Source organism: Roseibium sp. AWQ4_290 (assembly GCF_056160985.1).
Window position 1 is genome coordinate 1 of sequence record NZ_JBSWYG010000034.1, and the last position, 22,976, is coordinate 22,976.

14 protein-coding genes and 1 pseudogene are annotated in these 22,976 nt (G+C 57.3%); 9 read left to right on the forward strand and 6 right to left on the reverse strand.

Features of this window, described 5'->3' with window-relative positions:
- Positions 1–570: 570 nt before the first annotated feature.
- Entirely contained in the window at positions 571–1,566 is a 996-nt protein-coding gene (locus tag ACXAH0_RS24085; RefSeq protein ID WP_475195633.1) for an L-threonylcarbamoyladenylate synthase, read from the reverse strand.
- 217 nt (positions 1,567–1,783) lie between these two features.
- Here ACXAH0_RS24085 and ACXAH0_RS24090 point away from each other — a divergent pair, with 217 nt between their 5' ends.
- From ACXAH0_RS24090 to ACXAH0_RS24115, 6 genes are all read left to right on the forward strand, one after another.
- Positions 1,784–3,565: an acyl-CoA dehydrogenase gene (locus ACXAH0_RS24090; protein ID WP_475195635.1), complete on the forward strand. Its 1,782-nt coding sequence runs from the start codon at positions 1,784–1,786 to the stop codon at positions 3,563–3,565.
- Between the two features lie 24 nt (positions 3,566–3,589).
- Complete coding sequence (locus ACXAH0_RS24095; protein ID WP_475195637.1) at positions 3,590–4,324, forward strand: crotonase/enoyl-CoA hydratase family protein; 735 nt, start codon at positions 3,590–3,592, stop codon at positions 4,322–4,324.
- A gap of 94 nt (positions 4,325–4,418) precedes the next feature.
- The gene (locus tag ACXAH0_RS24100) at positions 4,419–5,282 is read left to right on the forward strand and encodes an SDR family oxidoreductase (RefSeq protein WP_475195640.1); all 864 of its coding nucleotides are present in this window, start codon (positions 4,419–4,421) and stop codon (positions 5,280–5,282) included.
- 189 nt (positions 5,283–5,471) lie between these two features.
- Positions 5,472–6,995 carry an ankyrin repeat domain-containing protein gene (locus ACXAH0_RS24105; protein WP_475195642.1) on the forward strand — a complete coding sequence of 508 codons (1,524 nt, stop codon included), beginning with the start codon at positions 5,472–5,474 and terminating at the stop codon, positions 6,993–6,995.
- 217 nt (positions 6,996–7,212) lie between these two features.
- On the forward strand, positions 7,213–8,019 hold the full coding sequence (locus ACXAH0_RS24110; protein WP_475183737.1) for a mechanosensitive ion channel family protein: 807 nt from the start codon (positions 7,213–7,215) through the stop codon (positions 8,017–8,019).
- A 268-nt stretch (positions 8,020–8,287) separates the two neighbouring features.
- Complete coding sequence (locus ACXAH0_RS24115; RefSeq protein ID WP_475195646.1) at positions 8,288–9,229, forward strand: hypothetical protein; 942 nt, start codon at positions 8,288–8,290, stop codon at positions 9,227–9,229.
- Between the two features lie 144 nt (positions 9,230–9,373).
- Here ACXAH0_RS24115 and ACXAH0_RS24120 read toward each other — a convergent pair whose 3' ends face one another.
- From ACXAH0_RS24120 to ACXAH0_RS24130, 3 genes are all read right to left on the reverse strand, one after another.
- A complete protein-coding gene (locus ACXAH0_RS24120; protein ID WP_475195651.1) occupies positions 9,374–9,676 on the reverse strand; it encodes a transposase in 303 nt (100 codons plus the stop codon).
- A 169-nt stretch (positions 9,677–9,845) separates the two neighbouring features.
- Entirely contained in the window at positions 9,846–12,587 is a 2,742-nt protein-coding gene (locus ACXAH0_RS24125) for a cation:proton antiporter (protein WP_475195656.1), read from the reverse strand.
- 118 nt (positions 12,588–12,705) lie between these two features.
- Positions 12,706–13,626: a DMT family transporter gene (locus ACXAH0_RS24130; RefSeq protein WP_475195710.1), complete on the reverse strand. Its 921-nt coding sequence runs from the start codon at positions 13,624–13,626 to the stop codon at positions 12,706–12,708.
- Between the two features lie 237 nt (positions 13,627–13,863).
- On the opposite strand from ACXAH0_RS24130, the gene ACXAH0_RS24135 reads away from it, so the two are divergent.
- A complete protein-coding gene (locus ACXAH0_RS24135) occupies positions 13,864–16,023 on the forward strand; it encodes a malate synthase G (protein WP_475195659.1) in 2,160 nt (719 codons plus the stop codon).
- A gap of 176 nt (positions 16,024–16,199) precedes the next feature.
- Here ACXAH0_RS24135 and ACXAH0_RS24140 read toward each other — a convergent pair whose 3' ends face one another.
- A complete protein-coding gene (locus tag ACXAH0_RS24140) occupies positions 16,200–20,801 on the reverse strand; it encodes an NACHT domain-containing protein (protein WP_475195663.1) in 4,602 nt (1,533 codons plus the stop codon).
- A gap of 232 nt (positions 20,802–21,033) precedes the next feature.
- Here ACXAH0_RS24140 and ACXAH0_RS24145 point away from each other — a divergent pair.
- Together ACXAH0_RS24145 and ACXAH0_RS24150 are read left to right on the forward strand one after the other, a co-directional pair.
- Positions 21,034–21,252 (forward strand): annotated as a pseudogene (locus ACXAH0_RS24145) (DUF2188 domain-containing protein); the annotation flags it as partial.
- A 261-nt stretch (positions 21,253–21,513) separates the two neighbouring features.
- The gene (locus ACXAH0_RS24150; protein ID WP_475195668.1) at positions 21,514–22,059 is read left to right on the forward strand and encodes a hypothetical protein; all 546 of its coding nucleotides are present in this window, start codon (positions 21,514–21,516) and stop codon (positions 22,057–22,059) included.
- A gap of 76 nt (positions 22,060–22,135) precedes the next feature.
- Here ACXAH0_RS24150 and ACXAH0_RS24155 read toward each other — a convergent pair whose 3' ends face one another.
- The gene (locus ACXAH0_RS24155; protein ID WP_475195673.1) at positions 22,136–22,888 is read right to left on the reverse strand and encodes an SDR family NAD(P)-dependent oxidoreductase; all 753 of its coding nucleotides are present in this window, start codon (positions 22,886–22,888) and stop codon (positions 22,136–22,138) included.
- Positions 22,889–22,976: the final 88 nt, after the last annotated feature.

The window sequence follows — 22,976 nt, forward strand, 5'->3', positions numbered from 1 at the left end:
AAATCCAACATACTCCGACACGGTCACTCTCCTTTTATGCCTCTTGGGGCGTGTGCTACGACCCCGCATCATAGGCTCAGGAGAGTGGCCGCCGGAATGACGCTATGTATAGAGGAGGGCGGCGGAGCACTCGAAAACAGATCAAAAAAAGACCGGCGCATGGCCGGTCTGTTTGAAGGTGCGAGCACCGCAATGCCCGAGGGGAGGTCCGCTGCATCTCTCTTGATGCTGCAAGAATAAGTGATTCTTTCAATGTAATGCGAGCTTTTTACAGTAATTTGTTAAAAGCAATATGTTGATAAGTTCATTTGATGACCTTTTGATGGATTTTAAATTTATAGGTGTGGCGCAAGTTGTGAACTTGTTTTTTGTTTATATGACGCAACGAAATCGTCTTGAATTCCCGCATTAACTTCAGGCGGACAGACTTCAACCGTTGCTCAAGGTGTGTGACGGGAGCGTTTGAGGAATATGCCTTTTTTGTGGCGGTCAAAATCGCAGAGATCTGCCGAAATCTTCTGAAAAGAAGCGGAAATGGGGCGGGCTTGCGGCGGTGCCGGACGCGCGCGTTCAAGGGCGCGGTGCGGCGGCCCTGCGCAGCCGGTCGTTGATCGCCTCGCCAAGTCCGAGGCTGGGGATAACCTGGACCCGGATGGTGCAGGCACCGCTCGCATCGAGGCTACGCATGCCCCGAAACAGGTTCGCAGCGGCCTCAGCAAAGTCTCCTTGAGGGCTCAGATTGTACTCCGCAAGCGCTTTGTCGGCGCCCGGCAAACGGTCCGGGCCGAAGGACAGAAGGGCGTCGGACGGCACCGCAGTTTCTGCATTCAGGATCATGGCCGCATCGGGGGCATAGTGGGAGGTCAGCATGCCCGGAGCGGCAGGTGCGGTCTCCGCCATGGTGTCCGGCTTGTCCAGAAGCGGCTCGTCCAGAAGAGCTTCGATGGCTTCGCGGGTCACGCCACCGGGGCGCAGCAGACGCGGGCGCGCGTCTGTCAGCCCCACAATGGTGGATTCAATGCCGACAGAGCAGGGGCCGGCATCGATCACAAAGCTCAAGGACGGTTCGAGATCCGCAATCACATCCTCGGCCCGTGTGGGGCTGATCCGGCCGGAGCGGTTGGCGCTGGGGGCCGCCAGGGGGAGTCCGGTTCTGGCGGCCAGAAACCGCATCACCGGTCCGCTGGGCACGCGCAGCGCCACAGTTTCCAGTCCGGCCGTTGCCAGATCCGAAATCGGGGAGGATTTCAGCTTGGGAACAACGAGCGTCAGCGGCCCCGGCCAGAATGCTTCGGCAAGGCGGAGCGCTCTGGTGTCGAAGGCCCCATGTATTAGCGCCTCATCCAGGGAGGGCACATGGGAGATCAGCGGGTTGAATTGCGGCCGCCCCTTGGCCTCGAAGATCCGGGCGCAGGCGGCTCCGTCGGTGGCATCGGCGGCCAGGCCATAGACTGTTTCGGTCGGAACGGCGACAAGCTGCCCGGCGCGCAGGGCGGCACACACGTCGCCCGCAACAGGGGCTGCCTGCCAGTCGGGGGTGTTCAGATGTACAGTCCAGCGCTGCATGCCATATACCCTTAGGGGTTGTGTGTGGCCGTAAAGTGAGAAAGACGCGTGCCTGCCGTAGCGGTATGGATTGACGCTAACGTCAACTGGTTTATTGTCCTGTCAAACTTCGCCTGACGCGCCTTTTGCGGACTGTCCGTGCTGCCGTCAAGCGCGGAGCGGAGAAAACGTCAAATTGCCGGCTCACAAATGCCGCTCGGGTCTTGGGAGGACCGGAATGTATCGCGCGCCTGTCGATGAAATTGCCTTTACCTTGAAACATGTCTGCGGCCTGAACGAGCTGCGTGCGAACGGGCGCCATGCCGATCTTGGCGATGACCTTGTGGACGCCATTCTGGCCGAGGCGGGCCGGTTTGCCTCAGAAGAGATCGCGCCGCTCAATGCCATTGCCGACCGGCATGGCACACCCTTGTCAGAGGGCAGGGTGACAACGGCTCCGGGCTGGCGGGACGCCTACCGGGCCTGGATAGATGGTGGCTGGAACGGCTTGTCGGCTGAAGTGTCGTCAGGTGGTCAGGGCCTGCCTCAGATGCTGTCGGCGGCCGCGCTCGAAATGTGGAATTCAGGCTCAATGGCCTTTGCCATCGGACCGACCCTGACCATGGGTGCTGTCGAGGCCATGGAAAAACATGCCTCTGAGGATTTGAAAACCACTTATCTTCAGAAGTTGGCGTCCGGGGAATGGATGGGCACCATGAACCTGACCGAACCGCAGGCCGGGTCGGATCTGAATGCGCTCAGGGCGCGGGCGGAGCGCAACGCGGACGGCACCTACCGGATTTTCGGCCAGAAGATCTTCATCACCTATGGCGACCATGATCTGACAGACAATATCGTGCATATGGTCCTGGCACGCCTGCCGGATGCGCCGGCGGGCACAAAGGGGATTTCGCTGTTCCTGGTGCCGAAATTCCTTGTCAATCCAGACGGCTCGCTCGGGGCCCGCAACGATGTGCGGGTGGCCGGGGTCGAACACAAGATGGGCATTCACGGCTCGCCCACCTGCACCATGGTCTATGGCGACGAGGGCGGGGCAACCGGCTGGCTTGTGGGCGAGGAAAACCGGGGACTTGCCTGCATGTTCACCATGATGAACAACGCCCGCCTGGCGGTGGGCATTCAGGGCCTTGGAGTGGCCGAGCGGGCCTATCAGCAGGCGCTGGCCTATGCTCTGGACCGCCGGCAGGGCCGGGCACTGGGCGAGACGGAAGAGGGCATGAGCCCCATTGCCCGCCACCCGGATGTCAAGCGCATGCTCGTCACCATGAAATCCAAGACCCAGGTGGCCCGGGCGGTCTGCTACGCCTGCGCCCATGCAATTGACCGGGCCAACGGGGCCGAAACAGCGGAAGACCAGACCTTCTGGAGCGAGCGCGCCAGCCTGCTGACCCCCATTGCCAAAGCCCTTGCGACGGACTTCGGCGTCGAGGTCGCGTCCCTCGGGGTCCAGATCCATGGGGGCATGGGCTTCATTGAAGAAACCGGCGCGGCCCAGCATCTGCGTGATGCCCGGATCGCGCCGATCTATGAGGGTACCAATGGCATCCAGTCCATCGATCTGGTCATGCGCAAGCTGCCGCTGTCCGGCGGAGACCAGATCCGGTCCTTCATCGCGGAGCTGAAAGAGATTGCCAGCGAGGTGGCCGCCTCGAACCGTCCGGAGTTCGGCGCGGCGGCCGGCCAGCTCTCGGCCTCACTTGAGGATCTGGAGGCGGCTACCGCCTATATGCACGCGGCCCAAAGCGAGGGCCGGGTGGGGGATGCCCTGTCCGGCGCAACCCCCTATCTGCGCCTGGCCGGTCTGGTTCTGGGGGGCGCCCTTCTGGCCAAGGGCGCGCTGCGCTCGGGGTCCGAACCGGCCCATCTGGCCGCGGAAAGAACCCTGCTGGCCCGCAGTTTTTGCGAGACGGTGCTGGGCGAGACCGCCGGACTGAAAGCCGACATTCTTTTGTCTGCGGAAGCTATCCAGGCCTTTGATCCGGAAGCACTGGCGTCCTGACGCTTCGTCCTGGGGAGGACCGACATGATCCGCATAAGCCGGGAGGAAGGGGTCCAGATCCTGCGTCTGGACCGTCCCGAAAAGAAAAACGCCCTGACTGGGGCCATGTATTCAGATCTTGCCGAAGCGCTGGAGACGGGCAATTCGGACAGCAGTCTGCGCTGCCATCTCGTTTGCGGTCAAGCAGAGGTCTTTACCGCCGGAAATGATATTGGCGACTTCCTGACTTATGCTACCGGCGGTGCGATTGCAGACATGCCCGTGGTGCGGTTCTTGAGGGCGCTCGTGCGCAATGAGAAACCTCTGGTCGCCTCGGTTGACGGTCTGGCAATCGGTGTCGGGACAACGCTGCTGATGCATTGCGACATGGTTTTTGCCAGCCCGCGCGCGCTGCTCCGCTCGCCCTTTGTCGATCTGGGTCTGGTTCCCGAAGCCGGGTCCAGCCTGCTTGGGCCGCAGCTCATGGGGCATGCCAGAGCCTTTGAGCTGTTGTGCCTCGGCGCGCCGATGACGGCGGCGGAGGCGGCAGGGGTGGGTCTCGTCAACAAGGTGGTGGAAGATGATCCCGACGCCGCCGCTCTGGACTGCGCCCGGCAGATCGCCGCCAAGCCGCCGGAAGCCATGGCCCTTTCCCGCAAACTTCTGCGGGGGGATACAACCGCCTTGTCGGACCGGGTGGAAGAGGAAATCCGGATCTTCTCCCAGCGCCTGAGCGCGCCGGAGACCATCGCCGCCTTTCAGGCCTTCATGGCGAAATGACACGCCCGCGCCCGCTTTGAAACGGCAGGCGCGTGCATCCTGATGCTGACAAACAAAAAAGCGCCGACCAAGTGCGGCGATGGAGGAGACCCCTATGTCCCTGAAGGGCAAAACCCTTTTCATTACCGGTGCCTCGCGCGGCATTGGCAAGGCGATTGCGCTGCGTGCGGCCAGGGATGGCGCCAATATTGCCGTCGCGGCCAAGACCGCAGAACCGCACCCCAAACTGGACGGCACGATCTTCACCGCCGCGGAAGAGATCGAGACGGCGGGTGGCAAAGCGCTGCCGGTGGTTCTGGATGTTCGCGACGATGCGGCGGTCAAGGCGGCCATGGATCAGACGGTAGAGCATTTTGGCGGTCTGGACATTGTTGTTAACAATGCCAGTGCCATTCAGCTGACCCCGCTGCAACAGACCGACATGAAACGGTTCGATCTAATGCACCAGATCAATACAAGGGGCACGCTGGCATGCTGCAAACACGCTGCCGCGCATCTGAAACGGGCAGACAACCCGCATATCCTGATGCTGTCGCCGCCGCTTGACATGCAGGAAAAGTGGTTTGCGCCCTTCACTCCGTATGCGATCGCCAAATACGGCATGAGCCTTGTGGTTCTGGGACTGGCCGGGGAGCTGAAATCCATGGGCATTGCGGTGAATGCGCTCTGGCCGCGCACGACCATAGCAACAGCAGCCATCAAGAACATCCTCGGCGGCGACAAGATGATGCTGCAAAGCCGGACACCCGACATTCTGGCGGATGCGGCCTATGAGATTTTCACCTCACCGTCAAAAGAGCTTACCGGCCAGTTCTTGATCGACGACACGTTCCTGGCCAGCCGGGGCGTGACGGATTTTGACCGCTACCGGGTCGACTCGAGCCAGGCGCTGGCTCCGGATTTTTTCGTGCCGGAGGACAGCGTTGCCCCGGCGGATCTCGGGCCGGTCACATCCTGACCGGCGACGGGCCGCGGCAAGAACCGGCTTGCAATCTGGCGGTTGGTGCGCCAGATTTCTTGGAAGCCGACGAGGGCGGCTGCCGGATCCGCGGAAAGCGAAAGCACCCTGACAAAAGAGAAATTGCCGGTTTTTCACCTGCGCCCGACACAAGCGGATCATCCGGGCACGCGATACAGGAGAAAAGCCATGTCAAACGGCCCTTCCGATCCCCTTAACCTGAACACCCTTCGAAAAGCAGCGCGCAGGCTGCGCAAGGCGCATGCGGCAGGTGACCCCGATGCAAAAGCCCGGGTGGCAGCCCATGTGACCGCAGACAAAGCACTGCGCCATGCGGATTTTCTGCATGTGATCGCCCGTGAAGCAGGGCAGAACAGCTGGCCGAAGCTGAAATTCGATCTCGAAAGCCGCGCCATGAGCCGGGAGCAGCAGGCTGAACGGCTGAAAATCGCGCTCTATAACGGGCAGCACTGGGTAACGGAAAAGCTGCTTGCCGGAGATCCGGGTCTGGCATCTCACAATCTCGGCCTGAGGATCGCGCTCTATGATCTGGCGGGCGTCAAAAGGGCGCTGGATCAGGACCCGGCCTCAGCCACCGACCTCGTGGGCGTCCGTTCTCCGATCCTGCACCTGGCCTATTCCAGGGAAATCCACCGCCGCCCGGACAAGGCAGCTGACATGCTGGCAATTGCGGAACTGCTGGTGTCAGGGGGCGCCGATATTGATGATGGCTATCCTCCGGAGCCCGGATCCGATCACAAGATTTCCGCGCTTTACGGGGCTCTGTGCCATGCGGATAATTTTGCCCTTGGCCAGTGGCTGCTGGAGCGCGGCGCCAATCCCAATGATGACGAAAGCCTCTATCACAGCACGGAACTCGGTCACACCAGGGCCCTGGCACTGCTGCTGAAACATGGAGCCAGGCCCGATGGCACTAATGCGCTGCCACGCGCGCTGGATTTCGAAAATCCCGGCATGGTGCGCCTGTTGCTGGAGGGCGGGGCAGATCCCAACGTGACAGTGCCGGACCACCCGAGCGGGCAGCCGTTGAACACGATCCCCGCCTTGCACCAGGCCGTGCGCCGGGGCCGCTCTGAAGCCTGTCTCAAGCTGCTTCTGGACCATGGGGCAGCACCGGACGCGGTCTGGGAGGGGCATACGCCCTATGCCCTGGCGCGGATCTACGGCAACCGGCCTGCCGCTACGCTCCTGCGCGAACTGGGCAGCGCGGCGCCCCTGTCCGCGAATGAACGGGTTCTTGCTGCCTGTGCAGAGGGGGAGGGGCTGCCGGGACGTCTGGACCTTGATGCATTGAATGAGGAGGACAGGAGCCTGCTGACCCGGCTTGTGTTAGAGCCAGGCACGCTGGATCACTTGAAAGCGCTCGTGGCAGCCGGGCTGGACCCGGACCAGCCGGACTCCATGGGACTGACGCCGCTGCAATCGGCGGGCTGGAATGGCTTCGCACCGCAACTTGCCTATTTCCTGTCCCTGAAGCCGGATCTGGCGCATAAAAACGCCTATGGCGGGGACGCCCTGGAGACGGTCTGTCATGGAGCGGAATTTGCGCCGCAGAGGAAGGAGGCGGATCACATCGCCTGTGCGCGCCTGCTGCTTCAGGCCGGATGCCCGCTTCATCCCGATCTAATCACGCAAGGCGGACAGGAAGACATGGTGGCGTTTCTAGAGAGCTGGCAGGAAAGCACCGGTTAGAGCGTGCTGGGCTCAGGTGGTTTCAACTCTTTTGTCTTTTGTCTATTGTCTATTGTGTTGAGATCTTTGATTTAAGATCGTGAAAGACAAATCCAGTTGAGCGCAATCTGCTCCTGGCCCCCTGCGCCAATCTCCTGTTGACCGCAGACCTGTTCGCGGTCAAGTCTCTGGAACCGATACGTCAAAATTACGTTGTAGTTTTTCAAGGAGGGATTTCATGGAAACGGCAGTCGATCAGGTAAGTGCCTACACACCGCTTTTGATCAACGCGGCGAAAGCCGTTGTCGTCCTGATCATCGGCTGGCTGGTGGCGGGCATGTTGTCTTCGCTTGTGCGGCGGCGCATTGTCAGTCATCCGCGCATTGACGACACGATTGGCGGCTTCGCAGCCTCGATTGTACGCTGGCTGATCCTGCTGATCACCCTTATCGCGGTTCTGCAGCTGTTCGGCATTCAGGCCACCAGCCTGGTTGCCGTTCTCGGCGCCGGCACGCTGGCCATTGGCCTGGCGTTGCAGGGCACCTTGAGCGATGTGGCCGCCGGGGTCATGCTGATCATCTTCCGGCCTTACAAGATCGGCCAGTTTGTCGATATCGGCGGCACGTCCGGAACGGTCAAGGACCTCAATATTTTTGTCACCGAGCTGGTGACCCCGGACAATGTGCAGATCATCATGCCCAACGGGAAGGCCTGGGGATCTGTTGTGACGAATTTCTCCGCCCATGACACCCGGCGGCTCGATCTCACCTTCGGGATCGACTATGGCGATGACGCGGACAAGGCCATCCAGATCATTCTGGATGTGGCCACGGCGGATGAGCGGGTTCACAAGGACCCGGAGCCCTGGGTCCGGGTGACCAACCTCGGCGACAGCTCGGTTGATCTGGGTGTGCGCCTGTGGTGCGCGGCTGGCGACTACTGGGAGCTGAAGTTCCACATGCTGAAAGCGGTCAAGGAAGCCTTTGACGCGGGCGGGGTGTCCATTCCCTATCCCCACTCGGTGGAAATTCAAAAGGCAGGCTGACTTTCTGTCAAGGTTCCGGCCCCCGTAAGAGCCCGCGCCCGCTGGACGCGGGCTTTTTTCAGTGCAAATCGCATATGAGTGAATATGTTTTTCGCTGCCTCGAAACGAAAGCGACTGCTGAAGGACGCTACCAATCTCACGAAGGAAGAACTCCGGGAAAGTGGTAAGCCTGAGGACTATCTAACCCAACAGCCGGAAGACGATTGAACCTTTCGGTTGCACTGATTTATCCTGCATGAGCCGGTCAAACCACTCGTTCGGAACTTCGATGAAACGTCTTCTGCTGGTCACGCTCATTTTCCTTACCCTTTTTCCGTCCTCCGCGAACACCATGTCCTGGGATGCCGCGATTAAAGCCGTCGAAGCCAAAAGCGAGCGCTACTTCGACATCGCCGACAGCATGAACGCGGGATATCTCGGCACCGCTTTAAATGAGATAGGTGTTCCACGTCATCGATGTTCAATTCTCGGTCGGATGCTGAACAAGCAGGAAGTGTCGGCTCACCTCGACGTCCCGGAATACGAACACCCGAAAACCGGGCAAGAATATCTGGAGGAAGGGCAGAGCCTAGCGAACTGGGCTTATCAAGCACGCAAGCTGAAGGATCTTCCGATGTCGCGCCGTATTCGAATTTGGAATTCGGAATGCGCAGGCCGCATGGGCATTCCCGGTTCCGAAAGGGTTGAGGAGAAAATCAAGGAAGCCTTTTATGACGTCCGGGACGGCGCCCTTCACGTCTTCGGTCCGGTGACCGAAGGCTATCATGACCGTCTCATTGCAGCCTTGAACGCCCATCCTGAAGTCAAGGTGGTGGCACTGGGGAGCGATGGCGGAAACGTCCGCGAGTCCCTGCTCGCCGGGGTCGAGATCCGAAAGCGCGGTTTGGAAACGACGCTTCGAAATCCCTGCTACTCGGCGTGTCCGCTCGTCTTTCTCGGAGGTGTTGAGCGACAAATCTGGTCGCCATATCCCGCTCTCGGCTTCCATAAGATATCCGGTGAGGACGGTATCGCGGTGCCGCTTGGAAGTAAGATTTATCAGGTGGTCTTTGACTACATTCACGCCATGGGTGCGGACCCGGAATTGACGCTCGCTTTCATGCGGAGCGCCGAGCCGAAAGAGATGCACACGCCGCAGCTCCAATATCTATGCCGGGCGCATGTCGCGACATGGATCCAGAGAGCGTGTTCGGCGGAAGAGTACCGTTAGTAGGAGCTGTCCGGATCCCGGTGCGCGGGGCGGCAAAGATCGTTGGCTTCGTTAGCGCACGAAAATGGGTGTACCGCCAAAATCGCTGGTCGCCGAAAGCTTCTGAATCGATAGTGTCCGCGTACACTACCCATTTGCTTCTTTCTATCCACCTCTCTGCGATTGCTGCGCAATCACAGAGAGTGGCAAAGAACTGGGTGGCCTTTTTTGTAGTACCTCCCTCTCCTCCCGGAGCAGGCGGTTCTCTCGGCGAAGTTCCGCTATCTCGTTTTCAAGGTCAGACTGTGTGGCCGATTTCTCAGGATCGCGCCAGTCCTGCTGTATCCAACGGTTCAGTGTCGAGAAAGCAACACCAAGATCTTGGGCGGCCTGCTTGCGAGACAAGCCGATGGTCAGCGCACTCATGACTGCTTCTGCGCGAAACTCCGCGCCGTGACGTGATGCCATGAACATTCTCCTTCTTTGCAAAATACCAAGTCAAAGGAGCGGCACAAACCCATGACAGGTCCAGTGGGGTTCAGCGGACGCTCACCTCGAAACAGAGCTTTCAACGCAAAAGACAATTCAGTTTGAAACCGGATGAACGCGGCACGCTCTCAGGCCCGCAGCTTCCGGGTCAGTTGGCTTTCGAGCCGGAAGAGATCTCTGCCGGAGAGGGCTCCTCTTCAGGAAGAGCAGCCTCCTCATTCAGCCGGGCGGGCGCCTGCGCGTCTTCGGGTTCTGCCACCAAACCCGCTGCTGTCTGGTCTGCCTGCAGCAGCGCTTCCAGCTCGGATATGTCAGAGCCCTGAGGCTGCTGCCCAGGATCTGCATGTTCTGGATCTTCGTTTAAGTGTTCTTCCGAAAGGGGATTTTCTGCGGGCTGGTGTTCGTGCTCCGGCCCGGCGATGAATTGCGGCACGACCGGGTCTTCCATCTCGTGAAGGTTCTGATCCGTATTCATCAATTGCCGCCTGGCTGCAAGATCGATCACATGCTCGCGCAATTCAGGATGCTCGGCCATCAGCGCCTTGAAATCATGGGCCCCGAGGCTGAGGAGCTGGCAATAGCCAAGCGCGGTCACATCGGCGCTGCGCCGCCCGCCGGTCATCAGTGCAATTTCGCCAAACACATCGCCGCGCCCAAGCCGGACCAGATGCCCCGGCGCACGCACTTCAACCGCGCCTGATGCAATGAAATAGGCCGCATCTCCCCGATCGCCCCGGCGGATCAGTTTTTCGCGCGGGGTGGCGAACTGGGGCCGCATTTTCCGCCGGATGGCCTTTTGCTGCTTGCGCGGCAGGTCCTTGAACAACGGATGCGCACCGACCAGATCTGCTGTCTTGAGGCCGAGATCCAGCTTTGGCCGCCGGTGGCTGGCCTTGCGGGCCCGTTCCACATCCCTGATCAGATCCTGATGCAGCTCCGTGCCGATCAGCATTTGTTTCTTGGCCTCGTTATAGGCGGTCTCTTCCAGCCGGACGCCTGCCTTTTGCAGGAACTGGCGTTCCAGCGCATCGGCATAGTCGGGATATTGCAGGCGCAACGCGTCAATCGCCTTGGCGGTCTCGTCATGGCGCAGGCACAGGACATCGTTCAGAATGTCGGCAACCCGGTTGCCGAGCAGGGGGCGGATGCGCTGGTTGTTGAACTCCGTCAGCTCGTCGGCAATGATCCGGTAGACCAGAAGGAACTCGAACCGTTCCGCCAGAAGATTTGCAAGCGGGCGGGCAATCCTCAGACGCCGCTGCAGCGCCTGGGCGATGCGGAAGCCAAACCCGAATTTCAAGGGCTGCCGCATGGCCTTGTTGTAGCCGGACCGCCCGTCGCTTCGGGTCAGATCCCCGAGGCGGCCGGTCAGGGTCAGGAAGCGGGAAACGGAGCGGCCGGATATGGTCTTTTCGTGAAAATGGTCCAGAACCAGCTGCTGTTCCCGGTCAGCAAGGGCGATGAGCCCCATGCGCACCCGGTCCCAGTCTTTCAGCTCTTCCAGCTTGTTGGTTTCAGAGGCCGCGAGGGCAGCCCGATCGCCATAGTCCTTCAGGACGTCAGCGGTCACCCGTTCGCCGATCCGGTAGCTGCTGGCGGCCGTGTCCAGTTCCGAGCGCACATCCGCGAGGGTCAGAGACAGAAACTGGGTCCGCAGGGCCTCGTCGCGGGCATTGAGCTGGTCAAGCCCAAGAAGCCGGATCAGGGGTTTCAGGCTGGTGCCATAAACAAGCAGCGTGAACAGCACAAAGCCGGTGGCCAGTTTGGTGACAAAGCCGGAAACTTCCGGGTCGAGGGTGGCGTGTTCGGAGACGCTGAGCGCCAGGATCAGGGTGACAGCACCGCGCATGCCGCCCCACAGGATCACGGTCTTGTATTTGGTGCTGACCGACTGGCCCATGCGGAAAAAGCTCAAGGCGGGCAGCAACCCGAAAATCACCACGGCCCGGGCGGCCAGTGCCGCCACGATCACCACGAACAGAAGCAGGATGTCGATTGGCGTAAAGCCCCGGATGAGCTTGGGGATCAGGATGGCGGACAGGAGAAAGATCAGGGAAGCAGCCCAATAGGCCAGCTGTTCCCAGACCGAATGAAGAAACTGCCAGTTGGCCGGCTGAATGCGCGACAGGCCGTAGAGATTGAAGATCGTTCCTGCGCAGACGACCGCCACAACCCCGGAAACGTCTGCGAACTGGTCGCTGAGCACGAAGGTTCCATAAGGAAGGGCGAGGCTCAGGGTCACCTGGGCCAGGGGCAGGTCGCGCATCAGGGACAAAAGGCTGACGGCCATGCGGGCCAGGACGGCTCCGACCAGCACACCGCCAACAAAGGACCGTCCGAACGCCATGAACGCTTCGCTCAGCGTCAAGGACTGTTCATGGGTCAAGAGGCCGAGCAGAATGACGAATATGACGATGGCAGCTGCATCGTTCAGCAGGCTTTCGCCTTCCACGATCCGGCCCAGACGGGCGGGGGCTCCGATGTCGCGGAAGATGGCGACCACGGCCACCGGGTCGGTGGTGGCGACAATGGCGCCAAGCAGAAGACAGACCAGCAGGCTCATGCCGGACAGGGGATAAAGGGCAAGGCCGATAAAGGCGGTTGCCACCAAAACAGCCACCACCGCCATCACCAGGATTGGCATCAGATCTTCCAGAATGCGGCGGATGTCGAGGGTCAGGGCCGTCTGGAACAGGAGCAGCGGCAGAAACATGTAGAGGATCATCTTTGAATCCAGCGGGGGATTGGCAAAGATGTCGGCAAAGGCATCAAAGCGATGGGTGTGCGGTGTATAAAACAGATAGGTGGCCACGATCCCGATCAGCGTTCCGACGATTGCCAGAAGCACACTGGGCGCCAGTCCCAGCCGGCGGGCGAGGGGCTGCAACAAGGAAATTGTTATCAACAAAAGCGCAAAGGCGCCTGTTATTAAAGGTGTTTCCATGTATGCACTGTGCCGCGAGAATGAGGCGAGATCAAAGGCTCGCCCCGATTTTTAACAAAGCTGGTTACTGAAGCCCGCCCGCTTTGCGTTCCGAAAGCCAGATCCCGCCCAGAACCATTGCAAGGGCCAGCCCGTGGTGCCATTCGAAAGGCTCCCCCAAAATCGACACGGCCAGCACCGCAGCAAAGATGGGAACGAGATTGACAAACACACCGGCCCGGGCCGGGCCGATCAGTTCCACGCCGCGCATGAAAAAGATCTGCGACAGGCAGGAGGGGAAGATGGCGATGTAAAGCACGACCAGCCAGCCTTTGACGCTTGGCGCCTGGGCACTGCCTGTTGCAATTTCAAAGGCAAGGCCCGGGAGCGATGCCAGAACCGAGATGCCCGCCAGAACGGCAAAAAACACCAGTCCGGAGGTTTTGGGCCGGTTTCGGAGCGCAAGCGTGTAGCCAGAATAGAGCAGACACGCGATCAGCATGATCCCGTCCCCGGGATTTATCGACAAGGTCCTCAGCGTTTCCAGATGCCCTTGGGAGGCAATAAGGGTCACGCCTGCCAGCGTCACGAGGATCCCGAGAACTTGAAGCAGGCGGACCCTTGTGCCGAAGGCGAGCATGGCTCCAAGCAGAACGATGATCGGAATTGACCCCTGAATGATGCCAAGATTGACGGCTGTCGTCCGGGTGGCAGCGATATAGAACAGGGTGTTGAAGCCGACAAACCCGAAGACGGCCATCAGGCTCATACGCGGCAGGTAAGGGTGGATCGCAGGCCATTCGGCCCGGATCTCTTTCCAGCAGAGCGGAACCAGAATGCCGCCAACGATCATCCAGCGCAAGAAAACGACCACCATGGGGGAGACTTCCCCAGCCGCAAGGCGCCCGGCGACGGTGTTGCCACCCCAAAAAAGCGTTGTCAGCCCCAGCATTACCAGAGCGTTGCCGTATGTCAGGTCGCCAAATCGTCTTGCTGCCGCAAACATGGAAAGCCTTGCAAAATTGTGGGTTGAGCGGACACGGGTACCTGATTGTGCGCCTTGCGGAAAGTGCAATTTGAAGGACAGCGCGATATTGAGAGAGATAATTCCGTCTATTTTTTCCAAAAGGGAAAAGGTCATGAAATGCTTCAGGCAATTGACGCAAGCAGGCTTTCTCCCCAAAACGTGGATTGAAACCGGTTCAGGGCCGTCCCCTGACCGCTTGTTTTATGGAGACGCACAATGACCGCCCGGATCACCGCCCACGGATTGCAGGTTGCTCAGGAGCTTTACGACTTCGTCAACGACAAGGCCCTGCCGGAAACGGGCGTGGAGCAGGACCATTTCTGGAAGAGCCTCTCCGCGCTGATCCATGATCTTGGGCCCAAAAACCGCGCGCTGCTGCAAAAGCGCGACGCGCTGCAGGAAAAGATCGACGCCTGGCACAAGGCCAATCCCGGCACGCCCGACATGGCAACCTACGAGGCGTTCCTGACGGAGATCGGCTATCTGGTGCCGGAGGGCGAGACCTTTCAGGTCGGGACTGAGAATGTCGACCCGGAAATCGGTTCTGTCGCCGGGCCCCAGCTGGTCGTTCCGGTGATGAATGCCCGCTACGCGCTGAACGCGGCCAATGCGCGCTGGGGCTCGCTCTATGACGCGCTTTACGGCACCGACGCCATGGGGTCCAGGCCCCAGCCGGGCGGCTTCGACCAGGCCCGCGGCGCGGACGTGATCGCCTATGCCCGCAAGGTGCTGGACGAGGCGGCGCCGCTGGCGCAAGGCAACTGGTCGGATGTTTCAGGCCTCGGCATTGAGCTCGGCGCGCTGGTCGTCACAACAGCAAGTGGCACAACGGGCCTTGCCGACCCGGCGCAATTCGCCGGTTATTCCGGCGACACGGCCTCGCCCTACAAGGTGCTTTTGCAAAAGAACGGCCTGCATCTGGAAATCAACATCGACGCCCGGCACCCGATCGGATCGAGCGACAAGGCGCATATCTCCGACGTCGTGCTGGAATCGGCCATGTCCACCATCATGGACTGCGAGGATTCCGTCGCCGCCGTCGATGCCGAGGACAAGGTTCTGGTCTATTCCAACTGGCTTGGCCTGATGCGCGGCGATCTGGAGGAAACCTTCGAAAAAGGCGGCAACTCCGTCACCCGCCGCATGCATGGCGACCGGCATTACACCGCCCCGGATGGCAGCGCCCTGACGCTCCATGGCCGCTCGCTGCTCCTGGTCAGGAATGTCGGCCACCTGATGACCATCGATGCGGTGCTGGACAAAGACGGCGATGAAGCGCCCGAAGGCCTTCTTGACGGCATGATCACCGCGCTGATCGCCCTGCATGACATCGGCCCGAATGGTGCTGAGACCAACAGCCGCGCGGGCTCGGCCTACATCGTCAAGCCGAAGATGCACGGGCCGGAGGAAGTTGCCTTTGCCTCTGAGATTTTCGGCCGCGTGGAAGACGCGCTCGGAATGGCGCGCAACACCCTCAAGATGGGCATCATGGACGAGGAACGCCGCACGACGGTGAACCTGAAAGAGTGCATCCGCCAGGCAAGGGACCGGGTGTTCTTCATCAACACCGGCTTTCTGGACCGCACCGGCGATGAAATGCACACCTCCATGGAAGCCGGACCGATGATCCGCAAGGGCGACATGAAGGCCGCCACCTGGATCAGCGCCTATGAGAACAACAATGTCGATGTCGGCCTTGCCTGCGGCCTGCCGGGCCATGCGCAGATCGGCAAGGGCATGTGGGCCATGCCCGACCTGATGGAAGCCATGCTGGAGCAGAAGATCGGCCACCCGATGTCGGGCGCCAACACCGCCTGGGTCCCGTCCCCCACCGCCGCAACCCTGCACGCGCTTCATTATTACAAGGTATCGGTCAAGGACCGTCAGGCGGAGCTGTCGCAGCGCAGCCCGGCCAAACTCACCGACATCCTCTCCATCCCCGTCGCCGAGCGCCCTAACTGGGCACCGGACGACATTCAGGCCGAACTCGACAACAACGCCCAAGGCATTCTGGGCTATGTGGTCCGCTGGGTGGAGCAGGGCATCGGCTGTTCCAAGGTGCCGGACATCAACAACACCGGCCTCATGGAAGACCGCGCCACCCTGCGCATCTCCTCCCAGCACATCGCCAACTGGCTGCACCACGGCGTCGTCACCGAAGCGCAGGTGGTCGAAACCCTGAAGAAAATGGCCGCCGTCGTCGACGGCCAGAACACCGGCGACCCCCTCTACCGCCCGATGGCCCCGGACTTCGACACATCAGTCGCGTTTCAAGCGGCGTGTGAACTGGTGCTGGAGGGGACAAAGCAGCCGAACGGATATACCGAGCCGGTGCTGCATCGGCGGCGGATTGAGTTTAAGGGGAAGGTGGGGTGAATGGGGGGGTATTAGCGCGTTACGGCGAGTGACGGATTTGAGGCGCCAAAATGGACGGTTGGCGGTTCATGGTTTGACCCCGTAACCGTCCTTCGTGACTGTTTGGACCTGTGAAGAAATCAAAGCGTGACAGGCCCACTGGAGAAACTCAAGAAGCCATAGCATGCGGTTACAATTCAATCACGGAATGGAATAAGTTGACCTTTCCAAGAACCGGCTGATTGGTAATAGAAGCCGATAAAATCGTGACGTGCAAACATTCTATCGCCATCATCATGATGAGCATTCCCTTTCCCACCGTCTTTTTCCACCCAAACTCGCCATACCATTTCGAGACCGTGTTTATCCGTAAACGTCTTTAAAAGATCATGCCGAATAATGCATGTTCCGCCCAAGAATTCCGGATTGTCCGCGAAAGCAGGACTTCCATCCTCGCAAACAAAATAGTTTGACCAAGCATTTCTAGGACGAAGTTTTAAGTCATGGAGAATAGCGCGATGTGGTGTAGAGAAATCTCGATCATCGCTAATGCCGCTTTTGTCGTAACTGCCGTATTTTGGTGTATATGACTCTGCTATTCGCCCGAAAGGAAAGTCGGCAACTTGAAAATCCAAAGGAAAATCTGACCCATTACCCAAATGACGAAATGTTCTTTGACCGAAAAGTGGCGTAGAAGACCAACCACTTTCGAAAATATCGTGGTTTCTTTCTCTGGCAGACTGCGTTGTGATCTGATCAACCTTGTCCAAGTCTTCTGACTTAACAAGTATTAATTCGAACCCGATTTGAGCTGATCGAAATGGGTTATTTGTTTCAAAACCGTCCATATAGTTTTTGCTGCGGCGAAACCCGTGTTGTAAGCACCACTGATATCCATCTTCCGCTTTTTGAATGAGGTAGGGGATCGGATCTGGAATATCCTTCAAATTCTTGGCCCATTGCATATTCGAACGAGGGGTAGAGGGCAAAAAGGCCAGATTCGGAAGCCTGATGCCTTCCGGCAGATAACATTCAATCTGTTTGCTAGCAGCGCCGCTTAGATACGTCGTATCAATATCTGACCGAGCAAATTCTTCAATTTCGAGGAGCACACGTGATTCTTCCGAGTATTCGGCATACCAATGATGATCTGCGAGATACCCAGTGAGTTCACCGAACGCGATATGCTGATATTTTTTGCCGATGCGTTCGATTTCGTGGTCATACCGACCATACGAAGATGACAGTTTATTTCGTTCAATTTCTTGATGGAGTTCCTGATTCCATCCCAGCTCAAGTGCTCGATTGCAAACCCAGTATTGAGCGCGCGAGAGCGGGAATTTGGCTATCCTTCTTTCACCATAGGATTTAAGAGGATCAAGGTCGCCATATTCTTTCTTCAAGTGATCAGGAAGCAGCGATAGCAGTGTCTCGCGAGCACTCTCAAGGCTATCTCGAGCAGAACCCGCTTCCTGCTTGCCATCATTTCCATCTGTTTGATCCAGTTCATCGGAATCGTCATCATGAATATTCAACACAAGAGAGAACCAGTCCTCACTCACTAGCTTCTCAGCGGCAAGAATATCTGCGCGGGCTTTCTGAAACTTGCTACCGAGCGCGCAAACTTTTGACCAAAAAGCTTCGATCATTGCCTCACGCGTTAGAGGCGGTTCATCACCTCGGACTTCTTCGGAAAAGCTTCCGACGCCCCCCATCGTATAACGTCCAAAATCACCTGCCATGCTTGGTGTTTTTCCATCGTAGGGGTCAGAAATATATCCTACGACGGACCCAAAGATTGCGCTCGCTGTCTTCGAATAAGGTGCAATTTCCTCAATCGAAGGCCAATGTTCTATGGGGAGAGATGTATATGGAGGTCGAGACCGTTCCATTAGCTCCTTTGCAATCCCCGCGTTGTTGAAGGCGGCATGATGAACAATGATTTGCGCGTACCGTCTGGTCCATGCGTGCCGCTCAACCGGAGATTTTTTGAAGACCATTTCATCAGCCGCAATCGCCGCTGCTTTTAGGACGCTTTGGTCTTTGCAATAGAGGACTCCGGCGGCTGCAGATGCCAGCACACGCTCTCGTACATACGGATCATCCCAATCACAGAAGCCCATTATCAGGGGTGAAATTGTTTCCGGATACTTGATCATCAAACTCGCGAGCGCCTTTGAAGCGCAATCACGGAGTTCCCTATCCATCGTGGACGTCATCAACGCAAGCATTGTCGCTACTTGATGTAAGGCTTCGGGCGTGATCGGAATTGTTGGACCGATCCAAGCCCAATTAATGATCTGATGAATGCTCGACCATTCATCCTCATATGCATGCGTTTTTCCGGTGAGAAATACGGACCAGGTGGCATCGCGTTCACCGAGCGGAATCGATGCCAAGTAGTCTTTAAGGTAGGACGCATTTATCCGACAATCGGCCAAAGGCGCCATTTCCGCCAGCAGTGAAAACCACTGTTCGTCGCTGATGTGTGGTTCTTTACTTCCTTGGGGATCGCGCAGTCCCTCAAGCAAATCCACCGTTTCCACCGAGATATCCTTGCCACCACGCAGAGAGATCGAGGAGAGGAATTCGCTTACAGAAATTTGAATTTTTTCAAGAATCTTTTCCTCGAGAAATGGCAGTTCGCAGCCAAGACGCACTGGCGTTAGAGCCAGTAAGGCAATCCTTGGCCCCGCAAAAATTCGGTATCTTTTACTTGAGAAAAGGTAGGCAAATTTTCCTTCGTCAGTGATGGACTCCGCAAGCTTTTCCTTCGTCGAGCATTCGCGCAGGATCGCATCGGCAATGAAGTAGTCACTGAATTTCTGAAATCCGAACGAAACACGCTTGCCGTGTTCGGACTTCAATTCCGGAAAATCCAGGAGGACGCCTTCATCAATCAAACGAACGAGTAACCGATCCCTTACCTTTGCAGGTGGTGCAAGGTTTACGACATTCTCGCAAATATCATTGGCGTGCTCATGCAGAATAAACTCATTGCCTGTTTCGGCCATCTTATCGCCAAGACTTTGTAAAACGTTGTGAATTTTCTCGTCACCCAAGGAAATTCGATCAAAATTGTCATCGACAAGATTCTGTTCGATGGCGGAAAGCCAAAACTCGATAAGCGTTCCCATCGTTTCAACACCTCGTGGAAAAGAGGTTTGATGGGTCGCCTTTAAATAATCTACCGCCGTGGACAGAAAAAGTGGATTGTAAAGGATTTCTGTTAGACCAAAGATAGGCGCAGATGGCCGCTCAATTCCATTCCGATCAAGGTATTGTTTTGCTGCGTCGCCAAGGTGTCCTCGGAAACCATGGTGAGTTATCGTCTCAACGTCTAATCCCGTCCGAACACAAAGATCTTGATAGGAAGAACGTACAGATACACAGAGTGCAATTTCAGGAAATTTCTTGATTTGCTCTATCAATCGTGGAAGTCCCGCCGACCAGCCACGCGCATTTTGACTTTCGTTCAACGCATCTATGACCAAAAACGCGGGCTTTTGGGAAGCTAGAGCTGCAGCCTGAAACACCCCCAGAAAAGTCTCAAATGACATGTCCGAAAGATCAAGAAACTCCAGAATTCCTTTCTGCGGCTTATCGCCTTGGTCCAAGACGCGGGCCGGAATAAACAAACCTGGGCCCTTATCTTCCAGTAGATGGCTTTCAACCTCGTTCGCCAGTATGTGGGATTTGCCGATACCAGCGTCGCCAACTACTAAAAGCTTTGGATTGATATTGAGATTTGCTTCCGTCGACGAAAACTCTGACGAAGCAGATGTGAAATTTCTAAACACTATTCCAAGCTCATGTCGAACATACTCGTCATGAACATATACGCGGACACTCTTTCCCGTTTTCTGGTCCGTTATATCTTTCCGCTCATACTGCGCATCTCTGATACTTCCGAAGTTCTCAGACGATCGAATTTCGCGGAGTTGGTTCAAAACCTCAGAGAGATAAGGGGCATAAAGTGACTGTTGGTTGATTGAGGAAACTTTGAGGTACTGCTCATCAATTTGATCACGAAGCAAAGAACACTTACTTATCAGATCGCTGTCTATTTTAGTGCGCGAAGTCAGTCTAGAGAGCACGTCAAGGGTATCCTTGAGGCCTTTTAGTAATTTCGAAATACGTTCATCCAGAGTATTGCTTCTTCTAAGCACTCGAATTGGTCTACTGATCGGAAGTTCAATATGATCCTCCCGTCTATAACGCTTACCGATGTACTCTAGAGATTCGGTCAAGCGCTGCTCAAACCAGTCAGCGCTGAGCATCTTTTGATTGAACCAATAGTGCCGCATGCCGGTATGCATCGGATCACTGAGTTGCAGCTTACTGACAAAAAACGTTTCGTCCCAAAGAATGACTTTGACAGTTTGTCCTTGTTTGGTTGCTTCAGTTTCACACCAATCTACAAATGACTTCCAATTCTTGGATTGCGTATTTTGACTGCTTTCCGCTGCGCCTGATAGATTTCTCGGAATTGCAACGTAGTACCTCTCAAGTTTTTCAAAACTTTTTAATGCTGATCGAAATGACTTCTTTAGCTGTTCAATCTCGGAACTAGCGAAGGAATCTGGAAAGTATTTACTTTGCCACCCCCATACGCGCCCATCAGGAAATCGGGCCAAAACTTCGACACCACCATCAGCACCCGGTCCCCGGTGTTCAACTTCCGAACTCCCTTCTGGGGGATTGGCTAAAATCAGCTGCCGAGTAAGCTCTTCAAAACCATCATTTTGAGAGCTCCGATGCTTACGAATGTTCCGAAAATTGATGTCGGGAGAGTTCAATGCCTTGTGCAATCCTATGTTAAATTAAGCGAGATCCGAGCTTTCAGGCACCTATGATTGTACCCTCTGCAACTCGGAGACAAGAGCTCAGACAAGGGTGTCGGCACTTGTTCAGGACAGATTTTCTTTTGTTGCCCAAGTTCTCTTTTTGTTCCATGATTATTCAACGTTGGCAATATCCGTAAGGAGCGTAGCGATAGCGAACTATCACATCTCATAAGACAACAAAGGCTGGAAGGCCCTGCGCGAAGGTGGAAAGCGGGCATCTGCGCGGGCCGGCACAAAAGCAGAAATTCAAAAAGTGGCGGCTCAACTAGCAACGAATACCGGCGGTGGCGAAGTCCGAGAGCACGCGTCCCGCGACGGCTCTGTTCTGGACCTGTCCCAGATGTGTATCGCTCCTTTGACTTGGTATCTTGCCACAAAGGAGAATGCTCATGGCACCACGTAACGGCGCGGAGTTTCGCGCAGATCGGTCTGGTCGACCGGGCAAGCGGTGCTACGACGTCTGGAGGGAGGAAATGGGTCACCGAAGGCCACGTTTGGAGGACCTTCGAACAGCGCTGCGAATCTTGTCCGATATCCCGTATCGCACTGCGACACGCGCCTTGCCGCAGGTCCTCCAAATGCGGTCAGATGATTCACAATTATCGCTTTTTGGTATAAGTGGGCAACTCAAGTATGACAATAGTGTTAGAGAACGCCGAAAACTATGGAAACAAAGAAAAATAGTCCTCTGAGCATGTCAATTGATATCGCCTGCACATCAAAGGCGATTTTGCAGCATGTGCAAGATGTCGATGCTGGTGATCATATCAAGGCGTTTGAAGAGTTTTGCGGATCGAACATGGTGCGGGCGCAGATGTTTGTGTCACCTATGCTGTTGGGGCTTTCTCTGGAGTTGGCACTTAAGGCGTGGGCCGTATTGGATGGTTCAAAGACAATACCACCCAAAGGCCACGACTTGCCGAAGCTTTTTGCACTAACGTCAGACGCTACCCAGAAAAGATTAAAACTCAGCTACAAAGAACAGGTTGCCCCTTTGCATCTGGATTTGTTTCGTTTGAATTACGGGTTGGAAGACTTTCTGAACGAAGTCAGTCACGCATTTGTTGAATGGCGCTACTCGCATGAAGTGGAAAGAGCGCGAATAGATGGCGCTCGCATGAGCGCAACGGCTGAAGTGCTCCTGTCCGAATTTGAAAGTTGCATTGTGGTGGAGAAACACCCTGACTCAACAATCTCTCAGCCAGAATAAGGGGCTGATTTTCATGAGTGATTTGAACTGTTGCGTAACCTGATGCGCATCGTAAGCCATCCCGCCTTCACCCCCCTCAAATCGACCCCGCCTCCACCATATAATTATTCGCCGTACACATCGCCGCGTCGTCGGAGGCCAGGAAGAGGACCATGCGGGCGACATAGATCGGGTCGATCAGGTCGGGCAGGCATTGGCGGGCGCGGTGGGCTTCAAGGGCTTCGGGGGTGGCCCAGAGGGTCTTCTGGCGGTCCGTCATGATCCAGCCGGGCACGACGGTGTTCACGCGGATGCGCTGGTCGCCGAGGTCGCGGGCCATGGTGCGGGTCAGGCCGTGGACGGCGGCCTTGGCCGTGGCATAGGCCGGAAACCCGCCGCCTGCCTCCCACCAGGAATTCGACCCCATGTTGATGATGGAGCCGCCGCCAAGCTCTGCCATGCCGGGGGCAATCGCCTGGATGGCGAAGAACATGTGCCGCAGGTTGGTGTGCTGCCGCTCGTCCCAATAGTCCGGCGTCACGTCCTGCCATTTGTGGCGGTCATCGCGCGCGGCGTTGTTCACCAGGACATGCGCGGGTCCCAGCCGGTCGCTCAGCCGCCCCAGCGCGGCGCGCATCGCCGCAATGTCGCGCAGGTCGCAGATTTCATAGTCGATAGTGTCGCCCGTCCGGCCGAGGGCCGCGCTCGACGCCTCGTTCAGATCCAGAAACCCGACCCGCGCCCCTTGCGCGGCAAAGCCCTTCACAATTTCCGAACCAATGCCTTCCGCACCGCCGGAAACGATAACGGTCTTGTCTTTCAGGCTGGGATAGATCGCAAAATCCGGCATGTGTTTCTCGCTGCTGATCAATTTTCGGACGAACCCGGCCCGGGCTTGCCGTCAGGCAGTCAAGGCCGGATTGCAGTCCTGAGGTAGC

Excerpts from the sequence above, each read along its gene's own strand:
- ACXAH0_RS24100 (WP_475195640.1), top strand. The coding sequence starts at position 4,419 with ATGTCCCTGAAGGGCAAAACCCTTTTCATTACCGGTGCCTCGCGCGGC.
- ACXAH0_RS24110 (WP_475183737.1), top strand. The coding sequence starts at position 7,213 with ATGGAAACGGCAGTCGATCAGGTAAGTGCCTACACACCGCTTTTGATC.
- ACXAH0_RS24085 (WP_475195633.1), bottom strand. The coding sequence starts at position 1,566 with ATGCAGCGCTGGACTGTACATCTGAACACCCCCGACTGGCAGGCAGCC.
- ACXAH0_RS24115 (WP_475195646.1), top strand. The coding sequence starts at position 8,288 with ATGAAACGTCTTCTGCTGGTCACGCTCATTTTCCTTACCCTTTTTCCG.
- ACXAH0_RS24105 (WP_475195642.1), top strand. The coding sequence starts at position 5,472 with ATGTCAAACGGCCCTTCCGATCCCCTTAACCTGAACACCCTTCGAAAA.
- ACXAH0_RS24130 (WP_475195710.1), bottom strand. The coding sequence starts at position 13,626 with ATGTTTGCGGCAGCAAGACGATTTGGCGACCTGACATACGGCAACGCT.
- ACXAH0_RS24120 (WP_475195651.1), bottom strand. The coding sequence starts at position 9,676 with ATGGCATCACGTCACGGCGCGGAGTTTCGCGCAGAAGCAGTCATGAGT.
- ACXAH0_RS24095 (WP_475195637.1), top strand. The coding sequence starts at position 3,590 with ATGATCCGCATAAGCCGGGAGGAAGGGGTCCAGATCCTGCGTCTGGAC.
- ACXAH0_RS24150 (WP_475195668.1), top strand. The coding sequence starts at position 21,514 with ATGGAAACAAAGAAAAATAGTCCTCTGAGCATGTCAATTGATATCGCC.
- ACXAH0_RS24090 (WP_475195635.1), top strand. The coding sequence starts at position 1,784 with ATGTATCGCGCGCCTGTCGATGAAATTGCCTTTACCTTGAAACATGTC.
- ACXAH0_RS24155 (WP_475195673.1), bottom strand. The coding sequence starts at position 22,888 with ATGCCGGATTTTGCGATCTATCCCAGCCTGAAAGACAAGACCGTTATC.
- ACXAH0_RS24135 (WP_475195659.1), top strand. The coding sequence starts at position 13,864 with ATGACCGCCCGGATCACCGCCCACGGATTGCAGGTTGCTCAGGAGCTT.